Here is a 22,921-nt window from a genome sequence, read left to right on the forward strand (position 1 = left end):
CCGGCTGGAGCAGCGGCACGTTCTCCATGGCCTCACACCTCCCGCGTCTCGAAGTCGATGCGCGGATCGACCAGCATGTAGGTGAGGTCGGAGACGAGGCCGACGATGAGGCCGGCGAGGGAGAAGATGTAGAGGGTGGCGAACACCACCGGATAATCCCGGTTCAAGACGCTCTCGAACGACAGGAGACCGAGCCCGTCCAAAGAGAAGATGGTCTCGATCAGCAGCGAGCCGGTGAAGAAGGCGGAGATGAAGGCGCCGGGAAAGCCGGCAATGACGATCAGCATGGCATTGCGGAACACGTGGCCATAGAGCACCCGGTTTTCGGTGAGGCCCTTCATGCGCGCGGTGGTCACATATTGCTTGCGGATCTCTTCCAGGAACGAATTCTTGGTGAGCAGCGTCATGGTGGCAAAGGCGCCGAGCACCATGGAGGTGAGCGGCAGCACCAGGTGCCAGGCATAATCGGCGATGCGTTCCGGCCAGCTCATTTGCCAGAAATTGTCGGAGACCAGCCCGCGCAGGGGGAACAGGTCCAGGAACGAGCCGCCGGCGAACAGGATGATGAGCAGGATGGCGAACAGGAAGGAGGGGATGGCATAGCCGACGATCACCACCGCCGAGGTCCACATGTCGAACTTCGAGCCGTCGCGCATGGCCTTGGCGATGCCCAGCGGAATGGAAATGGCGTAGGTGATCAGCGTCATCCACAGGCCCAGCGAGATGGAGACCGGCATCTTCTCGGCGATGAGGTCGATCACCGAGATGTCGCGGAAATAGGAGCGGCCGAAATCGAAGGTGGCGTAATCGGCGATCATCTTGAAGAAGCGCTCGTGCGGCGGCTTGTCGAAGCCGAACTGCTTCTCCAGCTGCTTGATGAAGGCCGGGTCGAGCCCCTGGGCGCCGCGATATTTGGAAGAGACAGCATCGGCCGTTCCCGCCGCCTGGGCCGCCGCCGCGCCGCCGGAGAAATCGCCGCCGCCACCGGACACGCGGGAGGTGGCGGACACGTCGTCGCCGGTCAATTGGGCGATCACCCGTTCCACTGGCCCGCCCGGGGCGAACTGGATGACCACGAACGACACCAGCATGATGCCGAGAATGGTCGGTACCATGAGGGCAATGCGGCGGATGATGTAAGCGAGCATCCCGTCTCCCGATCCAGCCGTGCGGCGGTCCCCAGTCTAGAGCATTCGCGCCGGGTGGACACTGGTGCGCGCGGGGAAAATGCGTGAACTCAAGACTCTAGCGACGCTCAGCCGCCATGCGTCGTCTCCGGGGTGGTGCTCCACCAGGTGTCGAGGACGCCGAGTTCGTAGCGCGGCTTGGTCTGCGGCCGGTCGAACACGTTCCAATAGGCGATGCGGTGCTCGCCCGAATACCATTGCGGCACCCAATAATGGCCGGCCCGCAGCACCCGGTCGAGGGCGCGGCAGCAGGTGGTGAGGGCTGCCGCATCCTGGGCCGCCAGCGCCTGGGCGATGAGGGCGTCCACCACCGGATCGGCGATGCCAGCCACATTGTAGGACCCCGGCGTGCGGGCCGCCTCGGTGGAGAAATAGGCCCTCAGCTCGTCTCCCGGATAGGGCGCGAAGCTGTAGCGCCGCACCACCACATCGAAATCGAACGTCTGCAGCCGGGCCTGGAACTGGGCCGGATCGACGATGCGGAAGGTGGCGTCGATGCCCACCTTTTTCAGGTGGCCGATGAAGCGGGCGTGGTGGCGCTCCATGGCGCCGTCGTCGTCCAGGAACTCGATGGTGATGGTCTCGCCTTTGGGCCCCACCAGCTTGCCCTGGCGAAAGCCGTAGCCGGCCTCCTTCAGCAGCGCCACGGCTTTCAGCCGCAAGGCGCGGTCCTCGCCGGAGCCGTCGGAGACGGGGGGCACATAGGGTTCGCCGAACACCTCTTCCGGAACCTTGTCGCGGAACGGCTCCAGGAGCTTCAGCTCGGCGGGGGAGGGCAGGCCTTCCGCCATCATGTCGGAGTTCTGGAAGAAGGAGACGGTGCGGTGGTAGGAATCATACATCAGATTCCGCCGCGTCCAGTCGAAGTCAAACAACAGGCCGATGGCCTCGCGCACCCGCCGGTCGAAGAATTGCGGGCGCCGGGTGTTGAGGAACCAGCCCTGCACGCCGGAGAAGGATTCATCCGGCAGGGTCTCGGTCTTCACCCGGCCGTCATGCACCGCCGGGAAGTCATATTGGGTGGCCCATTCGCGGGCGGTGAATTCCTCGCGGAACAGATAGACCTTGGCCTTGAAGCCTTCGAGGCCGGCGATGCGGTCGCGGAAATATTCGTAGCGCACCGTATCGAAATTGAAGCGGCCCTTCAGAGCCGGCAGGTTCTGGCCCCAATAGTCCTTCACCCGTTCGTATTCGATATAGCGGCCCTGTTCCAGTCGGGAGACCTTGTAGGGGCCGGACCCCAGCGGCGGCTCCAGGGACGACTGGTTGAACGGGTGCCGCGCCAGAAACGCCTTGGAGAAGATGGGCATGCCGGCGGCGGTCAGCGGCACGTCGCGGGCCCGCCCGGCCTTGAAGCGCATCACCACGGCGTGGTCGCCATCGGCCTCCACCTCAATGAGGTCGCGCAGGGCCATGCGGATAGTCTCGTAGCCGTCCGCCTTCAGCGCCTCGAAGGTGGCGACCACATCGGCGGAGGTGAGCGCCGTACCGTCGTGGAAGCGGGCTTCGGGGCGCAGGGGAAAGCGATAGGTCAGCCCGTCGTCGCTGATCTCGGCGCCGGTGGCGAGGCGCGGATACAGCGCGCTCTTCTCGTCGCCGGCGGCGGTCATCAGCGTATCGTAGATGAGCTCGATGCCCTGGGCGCCGTTGCCCCGCTGGTTATAGGGGTTCAGCGTGTCGAAGGTGGTCAGCGACTGGTTGTAGAAGGTGGTCCGCCCCATCTGCGAGAATGGGCCGCCCTTGGGGGCGTCCGGGTTCACATAGTCGAAATGGGTGAAGTCGGCGGGATATTTCAGGTCGCCGAAGAAGGAGAGGCCGTGCTGCTTGAGGACGGCGGTGGGGCTGCCGCCCTCGTCGGCCGCCGCCGCCAGGGGCGATGGCCCCTCGGCGCGGGCGAGACGGGGGGCGAGCGCCGGTGCCAGCAGGCCCGCGCCGACGCCGATCCGCAACAGGGCACGACGGCTCAGGCTCATTTGCCGCCTCCGATCTTGGCCGCCTTGGCGGCATCGAACCACCAGATGTCGGGGAAGGCGAAGGAATAGGCCGGCAGCGGCGCGGGGTGGGAGAAGCGATCCCAGCGGGCGGTGCGGGTGTAGTTCAAGGTCCAGGCGGGAATGACGAACTCGTTCCACATCAGCACCCGGTCGAGGGCGTGCGTGGCGGCCACCAGATCGGCCCGGTCGGTGGCGTAGATCACCTTGTCGATGAGCGCGTCCACCGCCGCATCCTTGATGCCGGCATAGTTGCGCGAGCCTTCCCGATCCGCCGCCTGGGCGCCGAAGAAATCGCGCTGTTCGTTGCCGGGCGAGAGCGACTGGCCCCAGCCGGACACGATCATGTCGAAGTCACGCGCCCGCAGCCGGTTGATATATTGGGAAGAATCCACCATGCGGACGGTGACGGTGATGCCGAGCCGCTCCAGCGCCGGCTTGTAGAACACCGCCACCCGCTCCATGGCCGGGCTCGCCAGCAGGATCTCGATGGTGAAGGGCTCGCCGGCGGCATTCACCAGCTTGCGGTTCTTCACCTCGTATCCGGCGTCCTTGAGGAGCCGCGCCGCCTCGCGCAGGTTGGCGCGGCGCGCCTCCTCATTGCCGCTGACGGGGTTGGTGTAGGCGGTGGTGAACACCTCCTGCGGCACCTGGCCCTTCACCGTGTTGAGAATCTCCAGCTCGCGCCCCTCGGGCAGGCCGGAAAAGGCGAGCTCTGTGCCGGAGAAGAAGGAGGAGATGCGCGTGTATTGGTCGAAGAACAAGGTGTGGTTCATGCCCTCGAAATCCAGGGCATAGTTCAGGGCGCGCCGCACCCGCCGATCCTGGAACTTGGCGCGTCGCAGGTTGGGAATGAAGGCCTGCATGACGCCGGAGGCCCGGTTCTCGAACATTTCGAGGATCACCTTGCCGTCCTTGCGGGCGGGGAAGTCATACGCGGTGGCCCAGTTCTTGGCCGAGCTTTCCACCCGGAAATCGTACTGGTCCGCCTTGAAGGCCTCGAGCATCACCGTGTCGTCGCGGAAATACTCGTAGCGGATCTCGTCGAAATTGTTCCGGCCCACGTTCACCGGTAGATCCTTGCCCCAATAATCGGCGACGCGCTCGTAGACGATGGTGCGGCCGGGGGCCATGCTCTTGATGCGATAGGCGCCCGAGCCCAGCGGCGTCTCGAGGGTGCCCTGGGTGACGTCGCGCGGCTTGCCCGAAGCGTCCTGGCCGGTCCACCAGTGCTTGGGCAGCACGATGAACTGGCCGACGATCTGCGGCAGCTCCCGGTTGCCGGCCTGGTCGAAGGTGAAGGTCACGTCACGCGGGCCGGTCTGCTCGGCCTTCACCACGTGGCTGTAATAGAAGCGCTGGTTGGGGTTGTTGGCCACCAGCGTCTCGAACGACCACACCACGTCCGCCGGGGTGATGGGGGTGCCGTCGTGCCAGCGGGCGTTTTCGCGCAGGCGATAGGTGACCTGCGAGAAATCCGGTGGATAGCTGACGCCCTCGGCCAGCAGGCCATATTCGCTCGCCACCTCGTCGAAAGCCGAGGTCATGAGCGTGTCGTAGATCAGGTTGAGGCCGGCGGCGGGGGTGCCGCGGGGCACCACGAAATTGAGCGAATCAAAGGTGCCGTCCTCGGCGAGACGCAGCAGGCCGCCCTTGGGGGCCTGCGGGTTCACATAATCGAAATGGGCAAAGCCGGCCGGATATTTGGGTTCGCCCATCAGCGAGACGCCGGTGCGGAACACCGGCGCGCCGCCGGCGGGCGCATCGGTGGTGGCCGGCGCGCTTTGTGCCGCGGCCCCGCGTGCCACAAGGGCCGGCGCCAAGGCGGCGGCGAGGGCGAAGGTACGGCGGGTCATCAGCACAGGCATCGTCGACTCCGAGGAACAGGTCCGCTGCAGATCGGGATACCTGATTATGGCGCCGATCGCGACCGGGGGAAGATGGCGCCCCGGCTGGGCGCGAACGGTGGCGCCCGGCTGCGGCAACAAAAAGGGCCGGTCCGCGTGGACCAGCCCTTTTTCCATTCCGATGCCTGACAAATGCGTGAGGCGAGCCGCCGCTTCCGGTCTCAGCCCAACGGCCCGCGGCCGTCGCCGGCACTCCCCTCAACACCCGCGCCTCACACTCAGGTGCCTCACCCTTACTTTGCGGCCTTACCTAGCGGCCTTACTTGGCAGCGGCCGCGGTGGGCAGCGGCTGCGGATTGTGCGACAGCGAGTTCAAATAGGCGATCATGTTGGCCCGATCCACGCCCTTGGGCAGGCCGGCAAAGCCCATGGCCGTGCCCGGCACCGCCTTCTTCGGCGCGGTGAGGAATTCGTTGAGCGCCTCGGGGGTCCATTCGCCGCCCTTGGCCTTCATGGCGTCCGAATAGGAGAAGCCCTCGGTGCTGGCCACCTTGCGGCCCACAACGCCGTAGAGGTCGGGGCCCACCTTGGGGCCGGCGCCTTCGGCGAAGTTGTGGCAGGCGGCGCACTTCTTGGCGACGGTGGCGCCCTTTTCCACGGAGGCGGAGGCGAACAGCTCCTCGATGGGGGGCTCGGCCACCTTGGCCACCGCCGCGCCACCTTCGGTGATGACGATATCGTACCCGGGCTTGGCCGGAGCTTCCGGCGTGAACAGGACCTGCGACACCACGCCGATGCCCACGGCGAACGCCAGCGCGCCCAGCGTCGCACCTGCGATTTTGTTCAATTCAAAGAAGGTCATCGGCGCTTTGCCCCTCGAAGCCCTTTTTTCGGCGCACCCGGCCGCGAAATGGGCAGCGCGCGGCAGGATGCATCCAATCCCAACGACGGCGCGGACACACGCCGCGCATTCGTGGCGACACTAAGCACTTTGATTGGGGCCGCGCAACCCGTATTAAAGCGCGCGCCACTGCCCTTCTGCGCGCTCCGCCCGCAGCCCGCAGCACCGATCGAGGTCGTCATGTCCGGCGCTCAAACCGTTGTTCTCATTCCGGCCCGCATGGCCGCCACCCGCCTGCCGGGCAAGCCCCTGGCCGACGTGGGCGGGCGACCCATGATCGTCGAGGTGGCGCGTCGCGCCGCCGCAGCCGAAATCGGCCGCGTGGTGGTGGCGACGGACAGTCCGCAGGTGGCGGAGGCGGTCATCGCCGCCGGCTTCGAGGCGGCGATGACCCGGGAGGATCATCCCTCGGGATCCGATCGCATCTTCGAGGCGCTGTGCACCCTGGAGGACGCCGGCACCATCGAGACGGTGGTGAATGTCCAGGGGGATATCCCCACCATCGATCCCGCCAGCATCCGCCGCGCGCTGGAGCCCCTGCGCGACCCCGCGGTGGACATCGCCACCCTGGCGGCGGAAATCGTGCGCGCGGAAGAGAAGACCGACCCCAACGTGGTGAAGGTGGTGGGCTCGCCCATTGGCGAGGGGCTTATGCGGGCGCTTTATTTCACCCGCGCCACGGCTCCCACCGGCGAGGGGCCGCTCTATCACCACATCGGCCTTTACGCCTATCGCCGCGCGGCCCTCACGCGGTTCGTGGCGCTGCCACCCTCGCCGCTGGAGGTGCGTGAGAAGCTGGAGCAGCTCCGGGCACTGGAAGCCGGCATGCGAATCGACGTCGCGGTGGTGGACACCGTGCCTTTGGGGGTGGATACCCCGGCCCATCTGGAACGGGCCCGCCAGCTGCTGGCCGCTGAGGCGGCCGGCCGCTGAAACCCGCGTGAGATCGAAAGCAGACCGAAAGCACCATGCAGCGCATCACCTTTCAGGGCGAGCCCGGCGCCAATTCCCACATCGCCTGCCGCGAGGCCTTCCCCGACTATGAGGCGGTGCCCTGCGCCACCTTCGAGGATGCGTTCGCCGCCGTGGAGAACGGCACCGCGGCGCTGGCCATGATCCCCATCGAGAATTCGGTGGCCGGCCGGGTGGCCGACATCCACAGCCTGATGCCGCAGTCGCGGCTCAACATCATCGGCGAATATTTCCTGCCCCTGTCGCACCAGCTCATGGCGGTGCCCGGGGCCAGCCTCGACACCCTCAAGACGGTGCAGAGCCATGTCATGGCGCTCGGGCAGTGCCGCAAGGCCATCCGCGCCCACGGGCTCACCCCGCTGATCGGCGCCGACACCGCCGGCTCCGCCCGCGAGATCGCCGAGGCCCACGACATCAGCCGCGCCGCCATCGCTTCGCGGCTGGCGGCGGAGATCTATGGACTGGAGATCCTGGCCGAGAATATCGAGGATGAAGCCCACAACACCACCCGCTTCGTGGTGCTGGCGCGCAATGGCGAGTGGGCGCCGGCGGACCAGGGGCCGGTGGTCACCACCTTCGTGTTCCGGGTGCGCAACGTGCCGGCGGCCCTCTACAAGGCGCTGGGGGGCTTCGCCACCAACGGCGTCAACATGACCAAGCTCGAATCCTACCAGATGGACGGCCACTTCACCGCCACCCAATTCTATGCGGACGTGGACGGCCACCCGGACGAGCGCGCGCTGAAGCTGGCGCTGGAGGAACTGGCCTTCTTCTCCCGCGAGATGCGCATTCTCGGCGTCTATCCCGCCCATGCCTATCGGCTGAAGCTGCGGGCCGAGGAAGCCGCGGAATAGGCGTCCGGCGTCTCAGTGGTCGAAGCGGAGCGCGATGCGGGCGCGCCCGCCGGAGCGGCCGAAGCGCACATGGTCGGACAGGCGCTGCAGCATATAGGCGGCGAAGGCCGCCACCTCCTTGGCATCGCCCAGCAGCGCCTCGGGAGAGGGCTGCTCCTTGGGCGGTTCCACCACTTCCCCGTCATAGAGCAGGAAGACGTCGAGATGGGTCTCGTCGAAACGGGCCCGCAGCTCGATGGGCCCTTCGGCGAGGCCGCTGTCGGTCACCAGCTCCAGCGCCTGCGCCACGGTGGGGATGGCGGCGGCGATCACGTCGCGCCGCGCCCCCCAGGCATCGCCCTGCTGCTCCAGGAAATCGCGCGCGAAGGGAAAGGCGTGGGCGTGCACCGGCACCAATTGCCCCACCTCCCGCGAGATGCCGATGCGGAACAGCATGTTGAGCAGGATCGCGGTGCAGGCGGCGACGGTCAGCGGCGTGGAGAACAAAGGCTGCAGCGCCACCGGCAACTGCCCCTTCAGCGGCAGCAGCGCCACCGACAGGCCGGCCAGCACCGACAGGCCGACCAAGAACACCCGCCGCTCCGACAGCCGGCGGGAGGTGATCAGATCCATGCCGGCCACCACCAGATAGGCAGACGTATAGAGCAGGATGCCACCGATCACCGGTGAGGGGATCATGGTCAGGGCTACGATGGCCTTCGGGAAGAAGGCGGTGGCACAGATGAGGACGCCGGCGGTGATGCCGATCACCCGGGCGGTGGCCTGGGTGGCGAAGGCAAGGCCCACCGACGAGGACGACAGGCCGGACTGGAAGCCGCCGGTGAGCCCGTTCAGCACGTTGCCGAGGCCGCAGGCGGTCACCGCGCGCTGCACCGCGCCCATGTCGGCCCGCCGCCAGTCCGCATCGTTCATCTTCTCCAGTGAAACGGTGACGGAGAGCACATCCACCAGATTCATCACCACAAGCAAGGCCATCAGCGGGAACAGGCTGGAGTCGAAGCGGAGGGGGGGCAGGCTCAGCTGTGGCCAGGCGAGGAGGGGCGCGGCGGCAATGGCATCGCCCGTGCCCGGATGGCCGGTGCCCAGGATCACCGCCAGCCCCCAGCCGAGCGCGGCGCCGGAGAAGACCGCGAACAGCTTCAGCCGGCGGGGGGCGAACACGGTGATGGCGACGATCGTTCCCAAGGTCGCTGCGCTGGTCAGCAAGGCGTGCCCGCCGATGGTGAAGTCGGAGGTTTCGACGATGCCGAGGGCGCGGCGCAGGGCGGGTCCTGCCAGCGAGACGCCGAGCATGGTCACTGCGACCCCCGACACTTCCGGTGGCAGCAGCACCCGAAGGGGGCGCGCCAGGCGGGCGGCAAACAGCTGGCACAGGCCCACCAGAATGGTGCTCATGGCCATCAGCCCGATCCCGCCCAGGCTGATGGCCTGTACCGCCAGGGGAATCGCCGCGGGCGCGGGAATGTGGACGCAGAGATAGCCGCTGCCGAAGCGGCTGCGCAGGCATTGCAGAATGGTCGCAATGCCGATGCTGAGGGCGCAGGCCGACAGCAGGGCGGAGATCTGCCCGGCCGACAGCCCGGCTTCGGTGGCGGCGAGCAGCGGGTAGATGAGGAAGGTCACCGCCAGCATGGCGTGCTGGGTGGCCAGCGCCAGCAGTGGCCCCCGCGGCACCGGATCATTCAGCCCATAGACCAGGGTGGCGGGCCGGCGCGGCGTGCGGCCGAAGCCGCTGGGCGGGGGAAAGGCGAGGTCCAGAAGCCGGCGGAGCCGTTTGCGGAGCGCCGGTGGGGGAGACATCGCCTCAGCCACGCGCGCGCTCCACGAAAGCCCGCATCAGATGGTGGGCGATGGCCGCCGGCGCTGGCGCGAACAGGCCGTCGGGATGGGTGTGGGCGATCAGCGCCGCCACTTCGTCGCGCTCGAACCAGCGCACGGCTTCGAGCTCGCCCGGATCCATGGTGATGGTGTCGCTGGTGGCCTCGGCAAAGCAGCCGATCATCAGCGACATGGGGAAGGGCCAGGGCTGGCAGCGGTGGTAATGGACGGCGCCCACATGGATTCCCGCCTCTTCCAGGGTTTCGCGGCGCACCGCGTCCTCGAAGGTCTCGCCGGGCTCCACGAAGCCGGCGAGGCAGGACCACATCCCCGGGGCGAACTGGGGCTGGCGGCCGAGCAGGCAGCGGTCGCCGCGGGTCACCAGCATGATCACCACCGGATCGGTGCGCGGGAAATGCTGGGCGCCGCAGGCGGGGCAATCGCGCCGCCATCCGGCGTCGACGATGCGCGAGGCGCCGCCGCAATTGGAGCAGAAGCGATGCCGCTGATGCCAGCCGAACAGCGCCTTGGCGCAGGCGAAGGCGCCCAGATCCGTCGGCGCCACCAGCCCGCCGGAGGCCACCGAGCGCAGGTCGGTGACGGCAAGGCCCGCCGCTTCCATCTCCTCCCGCCGGCCGGGATCGAACGGGGTGGCAAAGCGCGGCGCGTCGGCCTCAAGCCCGAGGAACAGCGGTTCGCCATTGGCCCAGAGGGCAGCGGCGGCGCGGGAAAACAGGGCCGTGTGCGGCGGGCCGAGAGGCGCCAGGGCCACCAATTCCCCGCCCAGCAGGTAGGTGCGCGCCTCCGGATGGTCTCGCAAGGCGTCCGCCTGTGGCCGCACATGGCCGGCGCGGTCGATGCGGGTCTCGACATAGCCGAGCGGCGGCGGCGCGCCGAGGGAAGGGCGGGGCGGAACGAACATGGCGGGCAGCGGCACCTGAGGTCTGCGGCGCAGGCCCGGGACGGTGGCACGGGGACCGAACCGAGGCAAGCCTGTTGACCTGATTTCGCCTGCTCCCGTGCAGAGAAAGAAGCGGGCGCAAAAGGCCGTGGTGCCCTAGGCGGGCGGCGCCAGGCGCTGCCGCAGGGCGGCGAGCCGCGCGTCCCGGGTGGCGGCGTCCAGCGGCACGCGGGTGCCGACGCCGAACACCGGGCCCGGCCAGGCGGCATCGCCGGGATTGCGGCCGACCACGTGCACGTGGAGCTGCGCCACCACATTGCCCAAGGCCGCCACATTGATCTTGGCGCAGCCGGAGGCGGCCTGCACCGCCGCCGCCACCACCGCGATCTCCTCCATCAGCACCGCCCGTTCCGCAGCGACAAGGTCTGTGATCTCCACCAGGCCGGCGCGGCGCGGCACCAGCACGCCCCAGAAGAAGCGGGCATCGTTCACCAGTCGCAGGTGGCACAAGGGCAGGTCGAGGACGAAGGGCCCATCGCCTTCGAGGCGCGGGTCGAGGGCGAAGGGGGTGGGCGAGCTGGGATCGGACATGGCGCGGAGCGCTCCTGGCGGGCCGGCCGGGGGCCGGTGGCGCCCTGTCATGCCCCATGGGGGCGATCGCGGACAAGTCTGTCGCGGGCGGGGGCGCGGTGGCGCGGTGGCGCGGTGGCGAACCCGCCTCCGGAACGCGACGAGGTTGCCCCCGCCGCCGCGAGCCGCTATGGAGGCGCCGCAATGCGCCGCGCTTTCCTGTCTGGCGGCGCGCATAAGGTTTTCGGGGATGGTCCGCAACGTCACTTCCGCCCGCTCGTTCTGGTGCGCCCTCTCGCGCCCGGGAGCGTCGAAACGTCGAAAATGACGCTGCGCTGACGGCGCCCGTGGCGCGCCGACCTGACGTTTCCCCTGTTCAGATCGAAGAAAGGCACGAGCGATGGCTCGGCTGGTGATGAAGTTCGGCGGCACCTCGGTCGCCAATATCGAGCGTATCCGCAATGTGGCGCGTCACGTGGCGCGCGAGGTGAAGGCCGGCCACCAGGTGGCGGTGGTGGTTTCCGCCATGGCCGGCAAGACCAATGAGCTGGTGGCCTGGTGCAAGGAGGCCGCGCCCCTCTACGATCCGCGCGAGTATGACGCGGTGGTGGCCTCCGGCGAGCAGGTGACCTCGGGGCTGCTCGCCATCGCTCTGCAGCAGATCGGCATTCCCGCCCGCTCCTGGCAGGGCTGGCAGATCCCGCTTCTGACCGACGATGCCCACGGCTCGGCCCGCATCATGGAGGTCGACGGCACCCGGCTCGGCGCCGCCATCGACGGCGGCGAGGTGGCGGTGATCGCCGGCTTCCAGGGCATCCATGCGGAGAGCGGGCGCATCACCACCCTGGGGCGCGGCGGCTCCGACACCAGCGCGGTGGCCATTGCCGCCGGCCTGAAGGCTGAGCGCTGCGACATCTATACCGACGTGGACGGGGTCTACACCACCGATCCGCGAGTGGTGCCCAAGGCCCGGCGGCTGGACCGCGTGGCCTTCGAGGAAATGCTGGAAATGGCGTCGCTGGGCGCCAAGGTGCTGCAGGTGCGCTCGGTGGAGCTCGCCATGGTGCACAATGTGCGCACCTTCGTGCGCTCCAGCCTGGTGGATCCCGATGCGCCGGAGATGGCCAACGTGGAGAAGGCCGGAACGCTCATCTGCGACGAGGAGGAGATCGTGGCAAACCAGATGGAAATGCAGGTGGTCACCGGCATCGCCTTCTCCAAGGACGAGGCCCAAGTGTCCATCCGCCGGGTGGCGGACAAGCCGGGCATCGCGGCCTCGGTGTTCGGCCCGCTGGCGGACGCCCATATCAATGTGGACATGATCGTGCAGAACGTGTCCGCCGATGGCTTCACCGACATCACCTTCACCGTGCCCACCGCGGATTACGAGCGGGCCAAGGCGGTGATCGAGACCGCCCAGCCGGTGATCGGCCACCAGATCGTGGAAGGGGCCACCGACGTCACCAAGGTGTCGGTGATCGGCATCGGTATGCGCTCACACGCGGGCGTTGCAGCCCAGGCGTTCGAGGCGCTGGCGGCCAAGGGTATCAATATCCGCGCCATCACCACCTCGGAGATCAAGATCTCCTTCCTCATCGATGCGGCATACACCGAACTTGCGGTTCGGACTCTGCATTCGCTATACGGGCTCGACAACTGACGGTGGACCTTTCAGGATCCCCCTTGGGATACCTTTGTTCGCCGTTGGCTCCGCGGGTGTGAAACCCGCACAATCTAAGGATGCGGCCGATGCGTGGCGCGCTCGGCGGTCCCCGCGTGCTGTTGCGCCGGCTCCGCGAAGTGATGGCGGAGCAGGTCAGCGCGCAGGATCGCCTCGACAAGATCGTGGTGCTGATCGCCGCCAACATGGTCGCGGAGGTCTGCTCGGTCTACGTGTTGCGCGTCGATCAGACCCTTGAGCTCTATGCCACCGAGGGTCTGAATCGCGACGCGGTTCACCAGACGGTGATGAGCGTGGAGGAAGGTCTCGTCGGCCATGTGGCCCGCGAGGCCGAGCCGCTGGCCCTGTCCGACGCCCAGGCCCATCCTGAATTCTCCTACCGTCCGGAGACGGGGGAGGAGGTCTACAATTCCTTCCTCGGCGTGCCGATCCTGCGGGCCGGCAACACGCTGGGCGTGCTGGTGGTGCAGAACCGCGCCCGGCGCACCTATACGGAAGAAGAGATCGAGGCGCTGCAGACCACCGCCATGGTGCTGGCGGAGATGATCGCCTCCGGCGAGCTCACCGCGCTGGCCCGCCCCGGCGCCGAGCCGGCGGTGCGCCGGCCGCTGCATCTCCAGGGCGTGGCGCTGGCCGATGGCCTGGGCCTCGGCCATGTGGTGCTGCATGAGCCGCGGGTGAAGGTGACCAACGTCATCGCCGACGACGTGCCGCGGGAAACCCACCGGCTGGATGCCGCCATCGGCAAGCTGCGCCACTCCATCGACATGCTCCTGGAGGACGACGGCCTCGCCAAGTCCGGCGAGCACCGGGACATTCTCGAAGCCTACCGCATGTTCGCCCACGACCGGGGCTGGATGCACAAGATGCGCGAGGCGGTGCTGTCCGGCCTCACCGCCGAGGGCGCGGTGGAGCGGGTGCAGTCGGATACCCGCGCCCGCATGATGCGTGCGTCCGATCCCTATCTGCGCGAGCGGCTGCACGACCTCGACGACCTCGCCAACCGGCTGCTGCGGGAACTGACCGGCCGTGGCCGCGGCGGCCTCCTGGAGCGCGAAGAGCTGCCCGAGAACGCCATTCTGGTGGCCCGCAACATGAGCCCGGCGGCGCTGCTGGACTATGACCGCACCCGCATCCGCGCCCTGGTGCTGGAAGAGGGCGGCACCACCAGCCACGTGGCCATCGTCGCCCGCGCCCTGGGCATCGCCGCCGTGGGCCAGGTGGAGAATGTCACCGGCCTTGCCGATTCCGGCGATCCGGTGATCGTCGATGGCCAGGCGGGGGAGGTGCATCTGCGGCCCCCCGGAGACGTGGAGGAGGCCTATGCGGAGAAGGTGCGCTTCCGCGCCCGCCGGCAGGCCCAGTATGCGGCGCTGCGCACCCGCCCGTCGGTGACCAAGGACGGGGTGCATATCAATCTGCACCTCAATGCCGGCCTGCTGGTGGATCTGCCCCATATCGCCGAGACCGGGGCGGCGGGCATCGGCCTGTTCCGCACCGAACTGCAGTTCATGATCGCCTCGGCCTTCCCGCGCATTTCGGAGCAGTTGAAGCTCTATCGCGCGGTGCTGGACGCCGCCGGCGAGCGGCCGGTGACCTTCCGGACCCTCGACATCGGCGGCGACAAGGTGCTGCCCTACATGCGGACGGTGGAGGAAGAGAATCCGGCGCTGGGCTGGCGCGCCATCCGCCTCGGCCTCGACCGGCCGGGGCTGCTGCGCTCCCAGGTGCGGGCGCTGCTGCGCGCCGGCGCCGGGCGGGATCTGCGCCTCATGTTCCCGATGGTGGCGGCGGTGGACGAGTTCGATTCCGCCCGCGCCATCGTCGAGCGCGAATTGACCCATCTGCGCAAGCACGGCCATGGCCTGCCGGAGCGGGTCTATGTGGGCGCCATGGTCGAGGTGCCCTCGCTCCTGTTCCAATTGGACGAGATCCTGGCCCGGGCCGATTTCCTCTCGGTGGGGTCCAACGATCTGGTGCAGTTCCTGTTCGCCGCCGATCGCGCCAATGTGCGGGTGGCCGATCGCTTCGATCCGCTCTCGCCGCCGGCCCTGCGGGCCTTCCGCATGGTGGCCGAGGCGGGCGCCCGCCACGGCAAGCCGGTGACCCTGTGCGGTGAGCTGGCGGCTCGGCCGCTGGAAGCGGTGGCGCTGGCGGCGCTGGGCTATCGGGCGCTGTCGGTCTCGCCGGCCTCCATCGGCCCGGTGAAGGCGACGCTCTTGGAGCTGGACGTGTCCGCCGCCCGCAAGGTGCTGCTACCGCTGCTGGACGATCATTCGGGAACCGCCGACATCCGCCTGGCCCTGCGCGGCTTTGCGGAAGCCACCGGCGTGCCGTTGTAGCGGGCGTGGCTGAACGGGCGTGATCGCCCCGCGCGCTCCGGTGGCGTGAACCGGAGGCCCCTTGCTCATCGGTTCAGGTTCCCATGTCGTCCTCCCTGCCCCTTGCCAAGCTCGACCAGCTGGTCGCGCGCCATGCCGAGATCGAGGCCGCCCTCGCCCATGGCGCCGAAGGCGACGAATATGTGCGCCTCGGCCGCGAATTCGCCGATCTCGCGCCGGTGGTGGAGCAGGTCCGGGCCTTGAAGCAGGCCGAGCAGGACCGCGCCGGCGCCGAGGAACTGCTCACCGAGGCCGCCGGTGACCCGGAGATGCGGGCCCTGGCGGAGAGCGAGGTGGAGCGGCTCGACGGGCGTATCGAGGAATTGACCCATCTGGTGCGGCTCGCTCTGCTGCCCAAGGACGCCATGGACGAGCGCGGCGTGATCCTGGAGATCCGCGCCGGCACCGGTGGCGACGAGGCGGCGCTGTTCGCCGGCGACCTCTACCGCATGTACACCCGCTACGCCGCCGAGCGCGGCTGGAGCGTGGAGGTGCTCTCCGAGAGCGAGGGTACCGTGGGTGGCTACAAGGAAATCATCGCCGCGGTGCACGGGCGCGGCGCCTATGCCCGCCTCAAGTTCGAGAGCGGCGTGCACCGGGTGCAGCGGGTGCCGCAGACCGAGAGCGGCGGGCGCATCCATACCTCGGCCGCCACCGTCGCCGTGCTGCCGGAGGCGGAAGAGGTGGATGTGGACATCAACGAGGCGGACCTGCGCATTGATGTGTTCCGCGCCCAGGGCGCCGGCGGCCAGCACGTGAACAAGACGGAAAGCGCGGTGCGCATCACCCATCTGCCCACGGGCACGGTGGTGGCGGTGCAGGACGAGCGCTCCCAGCACCGCAACAAGGCGCGGGCCATGGCGCTGCTGCGGGCGCGCCTCCTGGACGAGGAGCGCACCCGCGCCGCCGCCGGCCGTGCCGCCGAGCGCAAGGGCCAGGTGGGCTCCGGCGACCGCTCCGAGCGCATCCGCACCTATAATTTTCCGCAGGGACGGGTGACCGACCACCGCATCAACCTCACCCTCTATAAGCTCGAGGAGGTGATGGCGGGCATCGCGCTCGACGACATCCTTGATGCATTGCTCACCGAACACCACGCGGCGTTGCTGGCGGCGGCGGACGAAGCCTGAAACACTTACAACCCGCCCTTGGCCCACGCGCGGCGCGCGTGTGGCCACCAGCCCCAAGCAGATGATGATCGACGCCCGGCCTTTCACGGTTTGGAATTTCAGTCGGCAGATGGCCGCCGAGCTCTCGGTGTCGGGCGTCAGCGCCCCCGAGCTGGAGGCCGGACTGCTGCTGGCCCATGTGCTGGGCTGCGCGCGTTCCGACCTGCTGGCCCGCCGCGATGAGCCCATTTCCCCAGAAGTGGAACGCCAGGCCCTGGCGCTGCTGGTGCGGCGCATCTCCGGCGAGCCGGTGGCGCGGATTCTCGGGCATCGCGAATTCTGGAGCCTCGATTTCCGCCTCTCCCCCGACACGCTGGTGCCGCGCCCCGATACCGAGACGGTGGTGGAGGAGGCGCTGGCCCTGTTTCCCGACGGCGCGGCGCCCCTGCGCATCCTTGATCTGGGCACCGGATCGGGCGCCATCCTGGCGGCCCTGCTCAGTGAGCGGCCGCAGGCCATCGGCCTCGGGGTGGATCGCGCGGAGGGGGCGGCGCGCGCCGCGCGCGACAATCTGGCGCACGCGGGGGTTGCGGACCGCAGCGCCGTGATGGTGGGGGATTGGGGCGCGGCCTTGTCCGGCGGCTTCGACCTGGTGGTGTCGAACCCGCCCTATATCGCCCATGGCGCGCTCGCCAACCTGCCGCGGGAGGTGCGCCTGCACGATCCGGCGCTGGCCCTGGACGGCGGCGCGGACGGCTTCGACGCCTACCGGGCGATCGCCGGGGAGCTCGGGCGGCTGCTGGTGCCCGGTGGCGCGGTGGTGCTGGAGCTGGGGGCCGGACAGGACGAGCAGGTGCGTGACATCCTGCGCGAGGCCGGCCTCGCAGTGACCAGCCCTACCCGCCGGGATCTTGCCGGGATCGCCCGCGCGCTCAGCGCCCGGCGGCCGTAAGGGCCGGGCCCTTCGGGATGGTGGGGCTGAAAAAATCGCTTGGAAGGCGGCAGGGAACTGGGTAGTGTCCTTGCCAGGAATCGAACCGGGGCATCAGCCGAAACGGCTGGTCCGGGTTTCCAGAAACTTCGGTTTCGGATGCTCGCGGAGCAGTGCGTGGCGGCGCGCAAGAGTGCAGCGCTCCCGTCGGCCTCCAAACGGGACGATCGAATCACCAGGTTGCAGGCACTTCCGCTTTCTTGGGGTGCGGCGGGTTGGAATGGCCGTTTCCGGTGACGCGGGGCGGCGGTTCGCAGGCGTTCAGTTGCGAACCATGCAGATCCAAACCAGAGCCTGGATTGATATTGCCATCAGCAGCGCCCGATGCAGGCGGGCCTTGCAGGGAAGAGTTTCATCATCCTGCGATGAGAGACACGGTCGCTGATACCGAATTTTCGGTCTCCCGAGGATCAGAGGATCCCACAGGATCAACGCACCCGAGGGCTTGGCGCACCGGACGCAAGCGGCGGCTTGAACGCCGAGCGAGTAGAGAACGATCCAGATGAGAAATGGTCAGCAGAAGCGTATGCGCGGCCGGAACAACAACCGCCGCAGCACGAATCCCCTGACGCGGGTCTATGAATCGAACGGTCCGGACGTCAAGGTGCGCGGCACCGCCCACCATATCGCCGAGAAGTATCAGCAACTGGCGCGGGATGCCCAGTCCTCGGGCGACCCGGTGGCGGCTGAGAATTATCTCCAGCACGCCGAACATTATCTGCGCCTGATCGCCTCCCTGCAGGGCCAGTTCGCGCCCCAGACCGGGTTCGGTCGCGATGATGAGGGCGACGAGGACGATTTCGACGACGTCTCGGCGCTGGATGCGCCGCAGCCGTTCGGCCGGGCCGAGACGCCCTATCCGGCGCGTGAGGCCCGCGAACCGCGCGAGGCGCGGGAAAGCCGTGAGCCCCGCGAGGGACGCGAGCCGCGGGAAGGCCGTGAGCCGCGTGAGAATCGTGAGCCTCGAGAGGGGCGTAGCGAGGGGCGCGGGGACGGACGCTCGTCCCGCGACAATCGCCAGAACTACCGCCGCAATCGCGATGAGGATGGCGGCGACTATCGCAGCAATCGCAATCGTGACGACGCCGAGGGCGCCAGCGCCCCCCGGCCGGCGCGGGCGCCGCGCAGCAGCGAGGAGGGCGAGAGCCCGCGCCCGAGCCGAGCCAGCGCGCGCAGCTCGGCTGATGCCGAGGACCTGGGGCTGCCGTCCTTCATCACCGGCGCGCCGAGCGTCGCCAAGGTGAGCGTCGAGGCCAAGGCTGAGCCCAAGGCCGACACCAAGATCGAAGCGAAGAGCGAGACCAAGGCTGAAGCGAAGGCGAAGAGCGAGCCGGAAGCCAAGGCTGATCTGGAGGCCGCGCCGCCGGCCGGTGAGGATGACGCCGCTGCCGAGGGGCGCACCCCCACGCGCCGTCGCCGTCGGCTGCGCACCACCCGCACCGATCGCGCGGATGAGGCGTCCGCTGGCGGTGAGGCCGCGGGCGGCGAGCCGGAGCAGACCGCGCTGTTCGGCGAGTGAGCCGGCGCGGCGCTTCGCGATCCTGAGACACGACAACGCCCGGAGCGGTCCGCTCCGGGCGTTGTCGTGTCTGGACCCTATTGGCGCCGCTTCTGTCGATCCGCAGCCTGCGGCTCAGAGCCGGCGCAGGCTCACCTCCGCCACCTCATGGTCGCCGGCCTTGCGCAGGATCAGGTCGGCCCGTTGCCGGGTGGGCAGGATGTTGTCCTGGAGGTTGGGCAGGTTGATGGTGCGCCAGATGGACAGCGCCCGCTCCGTGGCCGCCTCTTCGGTCAGCTGCGAATAGCGGTGGAAGTAGGAGAGCGGATCCATGAAGGCGGTGGAGCGCAGCCGCATGAAGCGGTCCACGTACCACTCTTCCAGCACCTCCTCTTCGGCATCGATATAGATGGAGAAGTCGAAGAAGTCGGAGACGAAGGGGATGGCCTTGCCGTCCTTCGGCGGCCGCGTGGTCTGCAGCACGTTCAGCCCCTCGACGATGAGGATGTCCGGACGGTCCACCTCCACCATCTGGTCGGGCATGACATCATAGAAGAAGTGGGAGTAGAGCGGCGCCCGCACCGGCCGGCGGCCGGCCTTGATGTCGGTGAGGAAGCGCAGCATCAGCGGCAGGTCGTAGCTTTCGGGAAAGCCCTTCTTCTCCATCAGTCCTTCGCGCTTCAGCACCGCGTTGGGATAGAGGAAGCCGTCGGTGGTGATGAGGTCCACCTTCGGCGTGTTGGGCCAGCGTGCCAGCAGCGCCTGCAGCACGCGGGCGGTGGTTGACTTGCCCACCGCCACCGAGCCAGCGATGCCGATGATATAAGGCATCTTGCCCTCGCCGGGCCGTTCCACGTCCTTCTGGTCGAGGAAGTAGCTCATGGCGCGGAACAGCTTCTGGGTCGCCGCCACGTAGAGCGAGAGCAGCCGCGAGAGCGGCAGATAGATCTCTTCCACCTCGCGGATGGAGAGATGGGCGTTGAGGCCTTCCAGGCGCGCGATCTCGTCGGGCCGAAGGGTCATGGGCGTGTCGCGGCGCAACGTGGCCCAGGCTTCGCGCGAGAAGGTGCGATAGGGGGAGAGGCTGGCGTCGATACGGCGGTCCATCCGGTCCCTCGCCTCCGTGTCAGCCCTTGGCCCGGCTGGCTTTTTCTTCCAGTCCGGAACGGCCGGTGCGGCGCGCCAGCTCGGCATGCACCGCATTGAGGCTGATGCCGCGGGCGTTCAGCACCACCAGCAGATGGTAGAGCAGGTCCGAGCTTTCCGCGATCAGCTCTTCGCTGGGACCAGACACCGCCGCGATCACCGTCTCGACCGCCTCCTCCCCCAGCTTCTGGGCGCATTTGCCGATGCCGCGCTCCAGCAGCGAGCGGGTGTAGGAGGACGTGGCATCGGCTTTGGCGCGCACCGCGATGATGGCTTCAAGGTCGGCCAGGGTGAAATCGTCAGTCATGTCATCGCTCATGGCGCACCTCGTTCAGTCCGCGGTTGGCGCGGCGGACGGGAGGAAGGGGAGTGCGGCAGGCGGCAGGCCACGCGCGCCTCACACGTCGAGCCGCACCGGCAGGCCCGCCTCCGCCAGCCGGTCCTTGGCCTGGCGGATGGTGAAGGTGCCGAAATGGAAGATGGAGGCGGCCAGCACCGCCGAGGCGCCGCCGTCGACGATGCCTTCCACCAGATGGTCGAGGGTGCCGACCCCGCCGGAGGCGATCACCGGCACGTGCACCGCGTCCGACACCGCCCGGGTCAAAGCGCAGTCGAAGCCGCGGCCGGTGCCGTCGCGGTCCATGGAGGTGAGCAGGATCTCGCCCGCCCCCAGGTCCACCACCTCGCGGGCGTATTGGATGGCGTCGAGCCCGGTGGGCTTGCGCCCGCCGTGGGTGAAGATCTCCCAGCGGTCGGCTTCGCCGGGGCCGGACACCTTCTTGGCGTCGATGGCCACCACGATGCACTGCTCGCCGAACTTCTCGGCCGCCTCGCCCACGAAGGCTCGGCGGTGCACGGCGGCGGTGTTGATGGAGACCTTGTCGGCCCCCGCATGCAGAAGGGTGCGCACGTCGTCCACGGTGCGCACGCCGCCGCCCACGGTGAGCGGCATGAAGCATTGCTCGGCGGTGCGCTGGACCACGTCGAGGATGGTGCCCCGGTTCTCGTGGCTGGCGGTGATGTCGAGGAAGGTCAGCTCGTCGGCGCCGGCGGCGTCATAGGCGCGGGCCGCTTCCACCGGGTCACCGGCGTCGCGCAGGTCCACGAACTGGACACCCTTCACCACGCGGCCGTCCTTCACGTCGAGACAGGGGATGACCCGGACTTTCAGCATGGCATACCTATCGTCCGGCCACCAGGGCGAGGGCCGCGCGGGGATCTAGCCGGCCATCATAGAGGGCGCGGCCGGTGATGGCGCCTTCGAGCTTCTGCGCCCGCGGCTCCAGCAGGGCCTCGATGTCCTTCAGCGAGGCGAGCCCGCCGGAGGCGATCACCGGGATCGAGACCGCGTCGGCGAGCGCGATGGTGGCCTCGAGGTTCAGCCCCTTCAGCAGGCCGTCGCGGGCGATGTCGGTGTAAATGATGGCGGCGACCCCGGCATCCTCGAACCTTTTGGCGATGTCTTCAGCCGGCAGGTCCGAGGTCTCGGCCCAGCCGTCCACCGCCACCCGCCCGTCGCGGGCGTCGAGGCCGACCGCGACGCGGCCGGGATGGGCCTTGGCGGCGGCCTTGACGAACTCGGGATCGCGCACCGCGGCGGTGCCGAGGATGACCCGGTTGATACCCTTTTCCAGCCAGGTCTCCACGGTCGCCCTATCGCGGATGCCGCCGCCGAGCTGCACCGGGATCGAGACCGTCTCCAGGATCCGCTCCACGGCGGCGGCGTTCACCGGCTTGCCGGCGAAGGCGCCGTTGAGGTCCACCAGATGCAGGTAGCGGAAGCCCAGGGTCTCGAACTCGGCGGCCTGGGCCGCGGGATCGTGGTTGAACACGGTGGCTCGCGCCATGTCGCCCTGTTCGAGGCGAACGGCGAGGCCGTCTTTCAGATCGATGGCCGGAAAAAGGATCACGGATGCCACTTCAGGAAATTCGCGAGCAGGGCCAGGCCGAGGGTCTGGCTCTTCTCAGGGTGGAACTGGGTGCCGGCCACGTTGTCACGGGCCACCATGGCGGTGATGGTTCCGCCATAATCGGTGGTGGCCACGAGGTCGAGCCCGTCGGCCGGCTTCAGGTGATAGGAGTGCACGAAATAAGCGTTGAGGCCGCCTTCTCCGGTGCGGATGCCGGTGAGCAGCGGATGCTCGCGGGCCGGGTTCAGCGTGTTCCAACCCATGTGCGGGATCTTCAGCTGCGGATCGGTGGGGGCGATGCGGTCCACCTCGCCCTTGATCCAGCCGAGGCCGGCGGTAACGCCGTGCTCCAGGCCCCGCTCCGCCAGCAGCTGGGCGCCGACGCAGATACCCAGGAAGGGCCGGCCCTTTTGGTGCACCGCCTCGGTCATGGCTTCCACCATGCCGGGCACGGCATCAAGCCCCGCGCGGCAATCGGCGAAGGCGCCGACGCCGGGCAGCACCACCCGGTCGGCGGCGCGCACCACATCGGGGTCATGGGTGACCACAACGGCTTCGCCACCCACGGACTGGGCGGCCCGCTCCATGGCCTTGGCGGCCGAGTGCAGATTGCCGGAATTGTAGTCGATGATGGCGACGGTCATGAAGGATTTCCCGGATCAGGGTCCTGGATCAGTGGCCCGGAAAGGCGCCGATGACGGGTGCGGCCCCGGCGCCCGGCAGCACGGGCGCGCCGCTGGCGCGGCTTGGCCGCAGCGCCGCCGGCGGCGCTGGGCGCCGCGGGCTCCAGGCCGCGAAGAAGCGCTGTTCGGCGAGATCGCGATGGGGCGCGATCACCACCCCCTCGTCCTCATAGCCGAGCCGGCGCAGCTTGCGCGCACGCAGGTCCGACAGCTCGAACGCCAGCAGCAGGTTGAAGCCGAGCATCACCACCTGGGTGCTGGCTTCGGGGGCGCCGAGGGCGGTCGCCAGCGCCATCAGTCCCAGTACCGCCACATAGGCGGCGAGCGCCAGCCAGAGCCGGTGGGCGAGCAGCACCAGCGGAGCGAACAGCAGGGTGAGCCAGGAAAAGCCCTCGCGCACGAACACCACACGCCCCTCCGCTGCCGCCCGCAGATCCTGGGGGCGGGCGCGGGAGAAGACCGTAAAGGTCGCCATGGCTCG

Annotated in this window: 20 protein-coding genes; 7 read left to right on the forward strand and 13 right to left on the reverse strand. The window is 68.6% G+C overall.

The features are described 5' to 3' along the window. Positions 1-32: 32 nt before the first annotated feature. The 4 genes from ACU4E7_RS08635 to ACU4E7_RS08650 form a co-directional block, all read right to left on the reverse strand. Positions 33-1,148: a microcin C ABC transporter permease YejB gene (locus ACU4E7_RS08635; protein ID WP_238122151.1), complete on the reverse strand. Its 1,116-nt coding sequence runs from the start codon at positions 1,146-1,148 to the stop codon at positions 33-35. Between the two features lie 107 nt (positions 1,149-1,255). After that, positions 1,256-3,160, reverse strand: coding sequence for an extracellular solute-binding protein (locus tag ACU4E7_RS08640; RefSeq protein ID WP_447021272.1), 1,905 nt, complete (start codon positions 3,158-3,160; stop codon positions 1,256-1,258). After that, positions 3,157-5,046 carry an extracellular solute-binding protein gene (locus ACU4E7_RS08645; RefSeq protein WP_447021273.1) on the reverse strand — a complete coding sequence of 630 codons (1,890 nt, stop codon included), beginning with the start codon at positions 5,044-5,046 and terminating at the stop codon, positions 3,157-3,159. The genes ACU4E7_RS08640 and ACU4E7_RS08645 overlap by 4 nt, the downstream gene beginning before the upstream one ends. Positions 5,047-5,344: 298 nt before the next feature. Next, complete coding sequence (locus tag ACU4E7_RS08650; RefSeq protein WP_238122148.1) at positions 5,345-5,887, reverse strand: c-type cytochrome; 543 nt, start codon at positions 5,885-5,887, stop codon at positions 5,345-5,347. 219 nt (positions 5,888-6,106) lie between these two features. Here ACU4E7_RS08650 and ACU4E7_RS08655 point away from each other — a divergent pair, with 219 nt between their 5' ends. Beyond that, positions 6,107-6,859: a 3-deoxy-manno-octulosonate cytidylyltransferase gene (locus ACU4E7_RS08655; protein ID WP_238122147.1), complete on the forward strand. Its 753-nt coding sequence runs from the start codon at positions 6,107-6,109 to the stop codon at positions 6,857-6,859. A 35-nt stretch (positions 6,860-6,894) separates the two neighbouring features. Further along, positions 6,895-7,752, forward strand: a complete 858-nt coding sequence (locus tag ACU4E7_RS08660) for a prephenate dehydratase (protein WP_238122146.1) — start codon at positions 6,895-6,897, stop codon at positions 7,750-7,752. A 12-nt stretch (positions 7,753-7,764) separates the two neighbouring features. Here the strand turns inward: ACU4E7_RS08660 and ACU4E7_RS08665 are convergent, their stop codons facing one another. The 3 genes from ACU4E7_RS08665 to ACU4E7_RS08675 all read right to left on the reverse strand — a co-directional run bounded on the left by ACU4E7_RS08665 (position 7,765) and on the right by ACU4E7_RS08675 (position 11,062). Continuing rightward, complete coding sequence (locus ACU4E7_RS08665) at positions 7,765-9,564, reverse strand: uracil-xanthine permease family protein (RefSeq protein ID WP_447021274.1); 1,800 nt, start codon at positions 9,562-9,564, stop codon at positions 7,765-7,767. Beyond that, positions 9,557-10,492 (reverse strand): NAD(+) diphosphatase, encoded by a 936-nt coding sequence (gene nudC, locus ACU4E7_RS08670; RefSeq protein WP_447021275.1) that lies wholly within the window; start codon positions 10,490-10,492, stop codon positions 9,557-9,559. The genes ACU4E7_RS08665 and nudC overlap by 8 nt, the downstream gene beginning before the upstream one ends. A gap of 135 nt (positions 10,493-10,627) precedes the next feature. Then, positions 10,628-11,062: an HIT domain-containing protein gene (locus ACU4E7_RS08675; RefSeq protein ID WP_447021276.1), complete on the reverse strand. Its 435-nt coding sequence runs from the start codon at positions 11,060-11,062 to the stop codon at positions 10,628-10,630. A 379-nt stretch (positions 11,063-11,441) separates the two neighbouring features. Between ACU4E7_RS08675 and ACU4E7_RS08680 the strand changes: the two genes are divergently transcribed. The 5 genes from ACU4E7_RS08680 (at position 11,442) to ACU4E7_RS08700 (ending at position 18,722) form a co-directional block, all read left to right on the forward strand. Next, positions 11,442-12,701 (forward strand): aspartate kinase, encoded by a 1,260-nt coding sequence (locus ACU4E7_RS08680; RefSeq protein ID WP_238122142.1) that lies wholly within the window; start codon positions 11,442-11,444, stop codon positions 12,699-12,701. A gap of 89 nt (positions 12,702-12,790) precedes the next feature. Then, positions 12,791-15,064, forward strand: coding sequence for a phosphoenolpyruvate--protein phosphotransferase (gene ptsP / locus ACU4E7_RS08685; protein ID WP_447021277.1), 2,274 nt, complete (start codon positions 12,791-12,793; stop codon positions 15,062-15,064). Between the two features lie 83 nt (positions 15,065-15,147). Beyond that, entirely contained in the window at positions 15,148-16,233 is a 1,086-nt protein-coding gene (gene prfA, locus ACU4E7_RS08690) for a peptide chain release factor 1 (RefSeq protein ID WP_447021278.1), read from the forward strand. Positions 16,234-16,297: 64 nt separating this feature from the next. Continuing rightward, a complete protein-coding gene (prmC, locus tag ACU4E7_RS08695) occupies positions 16,298-17,164 on the forward strand; it encodes a peptide chain release factor N(5)-glutamine methyltransferase (RefSeq protein ID WP_447021607.1) in 867 nt (288 codons plus the stop codon). Positions 17,165-17,729: 565 nt separating this feature from the next. Further along, positions 17,730-18,722: a DUF4167 domain-containing protein gene (locus tag ACU4E7_RS08700; protein WP_238122139.1), complete on the forward strand. Its 993-nt coding sequence runs from the start codon at positions 17,730-17,732 to the stop codon at positions 18,720-18,722. Positions 18,723-18,836: 114 nt separating this feature from the next. Here ACU4E7_RS08700 and coaA read toward each other — a convergent pair whose 3' ends face one another. The 6 genes from coaA to ACU4E7_RS08730 form a co-directional block, all read right to left on the reverse strand. Next, entirely contained in the window at positions 18,837-19,808 is a 972-nt protein-coding gene (gene coaA, locus ACU4E7_RS08705; protein ID WP_238122138.1) for a type I pantothenate kinase, read from the reverse strand. 19 nt (positions 19,809-19,827) lie between these two features. Continuing rightward, positions 19,828-20,166, reverse strand: a complete 339-nt coding sequence (locus tag ACU4E7_RS08710) for a phosphoribosyl-ATP diphosphatase (RefSeq protein WP_447021279.1) — start codon at positions 20,164-20,166, stop codon at positions 19,828-19,830. A gap of 78 nt (positions 20,167-20,244) precedes the next feature. Then, complete coding sequence (gene hisF / locus ACU4E7_RS08715; RefSeq protein ID WP_238122137.1) at positions 20,245-21,021, reverse strand: imidazole glycerol phosphate synthase subunit HisF; 777 nt, start codon at positions 21,019-21,021, stop codon at positions 20,245-20,247. A 7-nt stretch (positions 21,022-21,028) separates the two neighbouring features. Continuing rightward, a complete protein-coding gene (gene hisA, locus ACU4E7_RS08720) occupies positions 21,029-21,766 on the reverse strand; it encodes a 1-(5-phosphoribosyl)-5-[(5-phosphoribosylamino)methylideneamino]imidazole-4-carboxamide isomerase (RefSeq protein WP_238122136.1) in 738 nt (245 codons plus the stop codon). Continuing rightward, on the reverse strand, positions 21,754-22,401 hold the full coding sequence (hisH, locus tag ACU4E7_RS08725) for an imidazole glycerol phosphate synthase subunit HisH (RefSeq protein ID WP_238122135.1): 648 nt from the start codon (positions 22,399-22,401) through the stop codon (positions 21,754-21,756). Before hisH ends, hisA begins: the two co-directional genes overlap by 13 nt. A 28-nt stretch (positions 22,402-22,429) precedes the next feature. Further along, positions 22,430-22,915, reverse strand: coding sequence for a DUF2628 domain-containing protein (locus tag ACU4E7_RS08730; RefSeq protein WP_238122134.1), 486 nt, complete (start codon positions 22,913-22,915; stop codon positions 22,430-22,432). Positions 22,916-22,921: the final 6 nt, after the last annotated feature.

This window comes from Xanthobacter sp. ZOL 2024, assembly GCF_052932325.1.

Bases quoted from the DNA above. Each gene is read 5' to 3' on its own strand.
- ACU4E7_RS08635 (WP_238122151.1), bottom strand. From the start codon at position 1,148: ATGCTCGCTTACATCATCCGCCGCATTGCCCTCATGGTACCGACCATT.
- ACU4E7_RS08640 (WP_447021272.1), bottom strand. From the start codon at position 3,160: ATGAGCCTGAGCCGTCGTGCCCTGTTGCGGATCGGCGTCGGCGCGGGC.
- ACU4E7_RS08645 (WP_447021273.1), bottom strand. From the start codon at position 5,046: ATGCCTGTGCTGATGACCCGCCGTACCTTCGCCCTCGCCGCCGCCTTG.
- ACU4E7_RS08650 (WP_238122148.1), bottom strand. From the start codon at position 5,887: ATGACCTTCTTTGAATTGAACAAAATCGCAGGTGCGACGCTGGGCGCG.
- ACU4E7_RS08655 (WP_238122147.1), top strand. From the start codon at position 6,107: ATGTCCGGCGCTCAAACCGTTGTTCTCATTCCGGCCCGCATGGCCGCC.
- ACU4E7_RS08660 (WP_238122146.1), top strand. From the start codon at position 6,895: ATGCAGCGCATCACCTTTCAGGGCGAGCCCGGCGCCAATTCCCACATC.
- nudC (WP_447021275.1), bottom strand. From the start codon at position 10,492: ATGTTCGTTCCGCCCCGCCCTTCCCTCGGCGCGCCGCCGCCGCTCGGC.
- ACU4E7_RS08675 (WP_447021276.1), bottom strand. From the start codon at position 11,062: ATGTCCGATCCCAGCTCGCCCACCCCCTTCGCCCTCGACCCGCGCCTC.
- ACU4E7_RS08680 (WP_238122142.1), top strand. From the start codon at position 11,442: ATGGCTCGGCTGGTGATGAAGTTCGGCGGCACCTCGGTCGCCAATATC.
- ptsP (WP_447021277.1), top strand. From the start codon at position 12,791: ATGCGTGGCGCGCTCGGCGGTCCCCGCGTGCTGTTGCGCCGGCTCCGC.
- prfA (WP_447021278.1), top strand. From the start codon at position 15,148: ATGTCGTCCTCCCTGCCCCTTGCCAAGCTCGACCAGCTGGTCGCGCGC.
- prmC (WP_447021607.1), top strand. From the start codon at position 16,298: ATGATCGACGCCCGGCCTTTCACGGTTTGGAATTTCAGTCGGCAGATG.
- ACU4E7_RS08700 (WP_238122139.1), top strand. From the start codon at position 17,730: ATGCGCGGCCGGAACAACAACCGCCGCAGCACGAATCCCCTGACGCGG.
- coaA (WP_238122138.1), bottom strand. From the start codon at position 19,808: ATGGACCGCCGTATCGACGCCAGCCTCTCCCCCTATCGCACCTTCTCG.
- ACU4E7_RS08710 (WP_447021279.1), bottom strand. From the start codon at position 20,166: ATGAGCGATGACATGACTGACGATTTCACCCTGGCCGACCTTGAAGCC.
- hisF (WP_238122137.1), bottom strand. From the start codon at position 21,021: ATGCTGAAAGTCCGGGTCATCCCCTGTCTCGACGTGAAGGACGGCCGC.
- hisH (WP_238122135.1), bottom strand. From the start codon at position 22,401: ATGACCGTCGCCATCATCGACTACAATTCCGGCAATCTGCACTCGGCC.
- ACU4E7_RS08730 (WP_238122134.1), bottom strand. From the start codon at position 22,915: ATGGCGACCTTTACGGTCTTCTCCCGCGCCCGCCCCCAGGATCTGCGG.